Origin of the sequence: Streptococcus mitis (genome assembly GCF_003944325.1) — a bacterium.
GTDB classification, from domain to species: domain Bacteria; phylum Bacillota; class Bacilli; order Lactobacillales; family Streptococcaceae; genus Streptococcus; species Streptococcus mitis_CW.
This window is the reverse complement of sequence record NZ_RJPX01000062.1, coordinates 1-6,047: the sequence shown is the minus strand read 5'-3', so window position 1 is coordinate 6,047 and position 6,047 is coordinate 1. Positions and strand designations below refer to the sequence as shown.

Annotated in this window: 5 protein-coding genes and 1 pseudogene; 4 read left to right on the top strand and 2 right to left on the bottom strand. The window is 40.9% G+C overall.

Annotated features, from left to right (window positions below):
- Window positions 1-182: pseudogene (locus D8787_RS10820) on the top strand (group II intron reverse transcriptase/maturase); the annotation flags it as partial.
- A 49-nt stretch (window positions 183-231) separates the two neighbouring features.
- On the opposite strand, the gene D8787_RS10815 reads toward D8787_RS10820, so the two are convergent.
- Both D8787_RS10815 and gor read right to left on the bottom strand, forming a co-directional pair.
- Window positions 232-780 carry a biotin transporter BioY gene (locus tag D8787_RS10815; protein ID WP_125423784.1) on the bottom strand — a complete coding sequence of 183 codons (549 nt, stop codon included), beginning with the start codon at window positions 778-780 and terminating at the stop codon, window positions 232-234.
- Between the two features lie 188 nt (window positions 781-968).
- Window positions 969-2,315 carry a glutathione-disulfide reductase gene (gor, locus tag D8787_RS10810; protein WP_125423781.1) on the bottom strand — a complete coding sequence of 449 codons (1,347 nt, stop codon included), beginning with the start codon at window positions 2,313-2,315 and terminating at the stop codon, window positions 969-971.
- 291 nt (window positions 2,316-2,606) lie between these two features.
- On the opposite strand from gor, the gene D8787_RS10805 reads away from it, so the two are divergent.
- Genes D8787_RS10805 through D8787_RS10795 form a run of 3 tightly spaced genes read left to right on the top strand, consistent with a single transcriptional unit; the run spans window position 2,607 to window position 5,761 of the window.
- Window positions 2,607-3,815: an efflux RND transporter periplasmic adaptor subunit gene (locus tag D8787_RS10805; RefSeq protein WP_185776811.1), complete on the top strand. Its 1,209-nt coding sequence runs from the start codon at window positions 2,607-2,609 to the stop codon at window positions 3,813-3,815.
- Window positions 3,799-4,500 carry an ABC transporter ATP-binding protein gene (locus tag D8787_RS10800; RefSeq protein ID WP_000733789.1) on the top strand — a complete coding sequence of 234 codons (702 nt, stop codon included), beginning with the start codon at window positions 3,799-3,801 and terminating at the stop codon, window positions 4,498-4,500. Before D8787_RS10805 ends, D8787_RS10800 begins: the two co-directional genes overlap by 17 nt.
- Window position 4,501: 1 nt before the next feature.
- Window positions 4,502-5,761, top strand: a complete 1,260-nt coding sequence (locus D8787_RS10795; protein WP_125423775.1) for an ABC transporter permease — start codon at window positions 4,502-4,504, stop codon at window positions 5,759-5,761.
- Window positions 5,762-6,047: the final 286 nt, after the last annotated feature.

The following is a 6,047-nucleotide window of genomic DNA, read 5'->3' as shown; positions in this document are numbered from 1 at the left end:
TGCTTAAGTTAGGAGTTCCTAAATGGATAGCAGATAAGGTATCTGGCTGGGGTGACCACTATCAATTAGTAGCTCAGAAGTCGGTACTTAAACGTGCTATATCAAAACCAGTCCTTGAGAAACGTGGACTGGTTTCGTGTTTGGATTATTACCTTGAACGACATGCGTTAAAAGTTAGTTGAACCGCCGTATGCCGAACGGCACGTACGGTGGTGTGAGAGGGGCTAGAGATTATCCCCTACTCGATTTAGCAAAGTAAGCTTGATTTTTAAGGCGTTGAAGTAATGGACGGCTAATAAAACTAATAGCAATAATTTTACCAAGATCTGGGATGATAAAGGGAAATACCCCCACAACAAGAGCTTTTTCAAATGGCATTCCAGCTAGGAAATACAATCCAATGATCCCACCAACAAAGACAAGTGTATCTCCCAAGAGATTTGCTAGAAAAATTCTGACAAAACCACTATCACTGTTAGTTAGAGAAGAGGTAAGTCCAGAATAAACAAGATAAAACCAAAGATAGCCTGCAGTAGGACCAATCAAAGCATGAAATCCAGCTCCACCTCCTGCAAAGACAGGAAGACCGATAGCACCTAGAAGAAGATAGAGTCCAACAGAAAGTACAGCCTCTCTCGGTCTAAAGACAGTAGCAATCAAGCCGATCGCAAAGTTTTGCAGAGTGAAGGGCACAGGTCCAATTGGAAGACTGATTTGTGCTAAAACAGCAATGAGAGCAGCCCCAACAGCAGGGATAGCATAAACGTGAGCTTTTTTCAAAATAGTTAACCTCTTTTCTTATGTATAGTAACTATTATACTTAATTTGATATTATTGTCAACCTGTTTTTTAACAAAGGTAACAAAAACTGTAACGGCCGATTTTGCTGACTAGGTAAGTTGTTTTCATCGATTTGTAAATCATCAAAAAAGAAGCAGACACATTTGTATCAGCTTCTTTTATTTCGATTAACGCATGGTTACAAATTCTTCAGATGCAGTTGGATGAATCGCCACAGTTGCATCAAAGTCTGCCTTGGTTGCTCCCATTTTGATAGCAACAGCAAATCCTTGAATCATTTCATCAACACCATAGCCAATTCCATGAAGTCCGACAACTTTTTCTTCTGAACCAGCTGTTATCAATTTGAAACGTGTTTCTTGACGGTTGCAAGTGCAAGCAGAGTACATAGAAGTAAAGCTTGATTTGTAAACCTTGATTTGGTCTTGACCATATTCTTTAATAGCTTGCTCTTCGGTTAATCCAACCGTTCCGATAGCAGGGTGTGAAAAGACAACGGTTGGAATAGTTGAGTAGTCCATTTTAGCAGTTGTTTTTCCGTTAAAGAGACGTTCAGACAAAGTACGTCCAGCCTTGATAGCAACTGGAGTTAGTTCTTTTTCGCCTGTTACATCACCTAGAGCGTAGATCCCTTCAACAACAGTATTTTGGTATTCATCCACTTGGATAAAGCCACGTTCGTTCAGAGTTACTCCAGCTTTTTCAAGTTGTAAGCCCTTAACGTTTGGACGGCGACCAGTAGCCCAGATAACTTGGCTAGCTGTGTGATTAGTACCATCCTCGAAATGAATGGTAATGCCTTCAGCTGTTTTTTCTAACTTGACAGGGACTTTGTGAGTATGAAGTGGCAAGTTTGTTCTTTCCATTTCCTTAACCAAACCTTCAACGATGTAAGAATCAAAACCACGTAAAGGGCGATCGCGGCGAACAAAGAGGTCTGTCTTGACACCAAAAGTGTGGAGTACGCCAGCCAATTCAACGGCGATATAACCAGCACCTAGAATTGCAACTGACTCTGGAAGTTCTTCCCAGGCAAATACATCATCAGAAGAACCACCTAGTTCAGCACCAGGAATATTTGGAATACTTGGATGGGCACCAGTAGCAATCACGATATGTTTAGCACGAATCAGTTCACCATTTACGCTGACAGTATGAGAATCTACAAATTCAGCATGGCCTTCAATCAGGTCTACGCCGTTGCGTTTAAAACTGCCATCATAAGAAGAACGAGCACGATCAATGTAAGCTTCACGATTGCGACGTAGGGTTGCAAAGTCAAAGTTAAGATCAGTAGTCTTAAAGCCGTAGTCTTCTCCAAATTGATGGAAAGTCTCAGCGATTTGTGCTCCGTACCACATGATTTTTTTAGGAACACATCCGACGTTGACGCAGGTTCCACCTAATTTCTTTTCCTCAATAACAGCCGCTTTGGCTCCGTGTTCACCAGCACGGTTCATGGTAGCAATTCCTCCGCTACCTCCACCGATAGCAATGATATCATATTCTCTCATTTAAAACTCCTTTGTACTCTTTTAAATAGTAGAGTGTCATTTTTTGATAGTCATATTCTATCTTTTTTTTGATTTGATTGCAAAAATCTGCTACGTTCAAAAAAAAATTAAGAAAAAGGCTTGCGAAAAAGAAAAATAAAGTGTATTATATAACTAGTACAATGATTGTAAAATGAATTCCGAACAATAATTGAATCCTGAAATGTCATTATTTCGTTCTAAACTGTTATTGTTTATATTTGGTAATTTTTGTATAATATTGTTAAGGACTTTAAATCAAAAAGGAGTTTCATTATGAAAAAGAATAGTAAAGCTAAAAAGTGGCAATTGTATGCAGCAATCGGTGCTGCAAGTGTAGTTGTATTGGGTGCTGGAGGGATTTTACTCTTTAGACAACCATCTCAAACCGCTGTAAAAGATGAACCTACTCATCTTGTTGTTGCTAAGGAAGGAAGCGTGGCATCTTCTGTCTTATTGTCAGGGACAGTAACAGCAAAAAATGAACAATATGTTTATTTTGATGCTAGTAAGGGAGATTTAGATGAAATCCTTGTTTCTGTGGGTGACAAGGTCAGCGAAGGGCAGGCTTTAGTCAAGTACAGTAGTTCAGAAGCCCAGGCGGCCTATGATTCAGCGAGCCGAGCAGTCGCGAAGGCAGACCGTCATATCAATGAACTCAATCAAGCACGAAATGAAGCCGCTTCAGCTCCGGCTCCACAGTTACCAGCGCCAGCAGGAGGAGAAGGTGCAGCAGTGCAAGCTCCAGCTCCAGTCTCAGGAAATTCAGTTTCATCTATTGATGCACAACTGGGTGATGCTCGTGATGCCCGTGCAGATGCAGCAGCACAATTAAGTAAGGCTCAAAGTCAGTTGGATGCCATGACGGTTCTCAGCACTCTAGAAGGAACTGTGGTCGAAGTCAACCGTAATGTTTCTAAATCTCCAACTGGAGCTAGCCAGGTGGTAGTTCATGTCGTTAGCAATGAAAACTTGCAAGTTAAGGGGGAGCTATCTGAATATAATCTTGCCAACCTCTCTGTAGGACAAGAAGTAACTTTTACTTCTAAAGTTTACCAAGATAAGAGCTGGACTGGTAAGATTAGCTACATTTCTGACTACCCTAAAAACAATGGTGAAGCAGCAAGTGCAGCTACTGCTGCAGCAGGTGGTAATTCTGGTTCTAAATATCCATATACCATCGATGTTACAAGTGAAATCGGTGATTTGAAACAAGGATTCTCAGTAAGTGTTGAGGTCAAGAATAAGAGTAAAGCCATTTTGGTTCCTCTAACAAGTGTTGTGAGTGAAAATGATAAGAACTATGTTTGGGTACTTGACGAGCAGAAAAAGGCCAAGAAAGTGGAAGTTGGTTTGGGAAATGCTGATGCAGACAACCAAGAAATCACTTCAGGTCTGACAAATGGAGTCAAGGTCATCAGTAACCCAACGTCTTCTCTAGAGGAAGGAAAAGAGGTGAAGGCTGATGAAGAAACTAATTAGTTTAAAAAATATCTGCAGAAGTTACCGGAATGGTGACCAAGAACTGCAGGTTCTCAAAAATATCAACCTAGAAGTGAATGAGGGTGAATTTGTTGCCATCATGGGACCATCTGGTTCTGGTAAGTCTACTCTCATGAATACAATTGGCATGTTGGATACACCAACCAGTGGAGAGTATTATCTTGAAGGCCAAGAAGTGGCTGGACTTGGTGAAAAACAACTAGCCAAGGTTCGTAACCAACAAATCGGATTTGTCTTTCAGCAGTTCTTTCTTCTATCTAAACTCAATGCTCTGCAAAACGTAGAATTACCCTTGATTTACGCAGGAGTTTCGGCTTCAAAACGTCGCAAGTTAGCCGAGGAATATTTAGATAAGGTTGAATTGACCGAACGTAGTCACCATTTGCCTTCAGAATTATCTGGAGGTCAAAAGCAACGTGTAGCTATTGCGCGTGCCTTGGTAAACAATCCTTCTATCATCTTAGCAGACGAACCGACAGGAGCATTGGATACCAAAACAGGAAATCAAATTATGCAACTATTGGTTGACTTGAACAAAGAAGGAAAAACCATTATCATGGTAACGCATGAGCCTGAAATAGCTGCTTATGCCAAACGTCAGATTGTCATTCGCGATGGAGTTATTTCGTCCGACAGTGCGCAGTTAGAGAAGGAGGAAAACTAAGATGCAGAATCTGAAATTTGCCTTTTCATCTATCATGGCTCATAAGATGCGTTCTTTGCTTACCATGATTGGGATTATCATCGGTGTTTCATCCGTTGTTGTGATTATGGCTCTGGGAGATTCTATGTCTCGATATCTCAATAAAAGCATGACCAGATCTCAGAAAAATATCAGTGTCTTTTTCTCTTCTAAAAAAAGTAAAGATGGATCTTTTACTCAGAAACAATCAGCTTTTACGGTTTCTGGAAAAGAAGAGGAAGTTCATGTTGAACCACCAAAACCGCAAGAATCTTGGGTCAAGGAGGCAGCCAAACTGAAGGGAGTGGATAATTACTATGTAACCAACTCAACGAACGCCATCTTGACTTATAAAGATAAAAAGGTTGAAAATGCCAATTTGACAGGTGGTAACAGAACTTATATGGAGGCTGTTAACAATGAAATTCTTGCAGGTCGTAGTCTGAGAGAACAAGATTTCAAAGAATTTGCAAGTGTCATTTTGCTTGATGAAGAATTATCCATTAGTCTATTTGGATCTCCTCAAGAGGCTATTAACAAGGTTGTGGAAGTCAATGGTTTTAGTTATCGAGTCATTGGTGTTTATACTAGCCCAGAATCTAAAAATTCAAAAATGTATGGTCTTGGTGGCTTGCCTATTACCACAAATATCTCCCTTGCTGCGAATTTTAATGTAGATGAAATTGCTAATATTGTCTTTCGAGTGAATGACACAAGCTTGACTCAAACTCTGGGGCCAGAATTAGCACGAAAAATGACAGAGCTTGCTGGCTTGCAACAGGGAGAATATCAAGTAGCAGATGAGTCAGCTGTATTTGCAGAAGTTCAACAATCGTTTAGTTTTATGACGACGATTATTAGTGCCATCGCAGGAATTTCTCTCTTTGTTGGAGGAACTGGTGTTATGAATATCATGCTGGTTTCAGTAACAGAGCGTACCCGTGAGATTGGTCTCCGTAAGGCTTTGGGTGCAACTCGTGCCAATATTTTAATCCAGTTTTTGATTGAATCCATGATTTTGACCTTGTTAGGTGGATTAATTGGTTTGACAATTGCAAGTGGTTTAACTGCCTTAGCAGGTTTGTTACTGCAAGGTTTGATTGCGGGTATAGAAGTTGGAGTATCAATTCCAGTTGCCCTATTTAGTCTTGCAGTTTCGGCTAGCGTGGGTATAGTTTTTGGGGTCTTGCCAGCCAACAAGGCATCGAAGCTTGATCCAATCGAAGCCCTTCGTTATGAATAAGATTAACAAGATGGACACTTGTCTATCTTGTTTTTGTAGTACGACGGGCATGTCGTATATCTGAGGTGTAAGTCCTCCGTGGGCACCCGCTACCGGTGAACCCAATAGCGATTCCCAAGCCTGACTATCGTGAGGTAGCGGGGAGAGGAAGGGATAGCGAAATCGTGGCTCTACGAACAGGAACGTGATAGTAAGGCGTATATAGCGGATAAGGGGGCTTCAAACTCTAAAGTCCAAAAAGGTAGTCGTAACCTATATGCGTAAATCACGAGAGTAAACGAGGAAA

Coding starts and splice junctions, on each gene's coding strand:
- gor (WP_125423781.1), bottom strand. CDS start 2,315: ATGAGAGAATATGATATCATTGCTATCGGTGGAGGTAGCGGAGGAATT.
- D8787_RS10800 (WP_000733789.1), top strand. CDS start 3,799: ATGAAGAAACTAATTAGTTTAAAAAATATCTGCAGAAGTTACCGGAAT.
- D8787_RS10795 (WP_125423775.1), top strand. CDS start 4,502: ATGCAGAATCTGAAATTTGCCTTTTCATCTATCATGGCTCATAAGATG.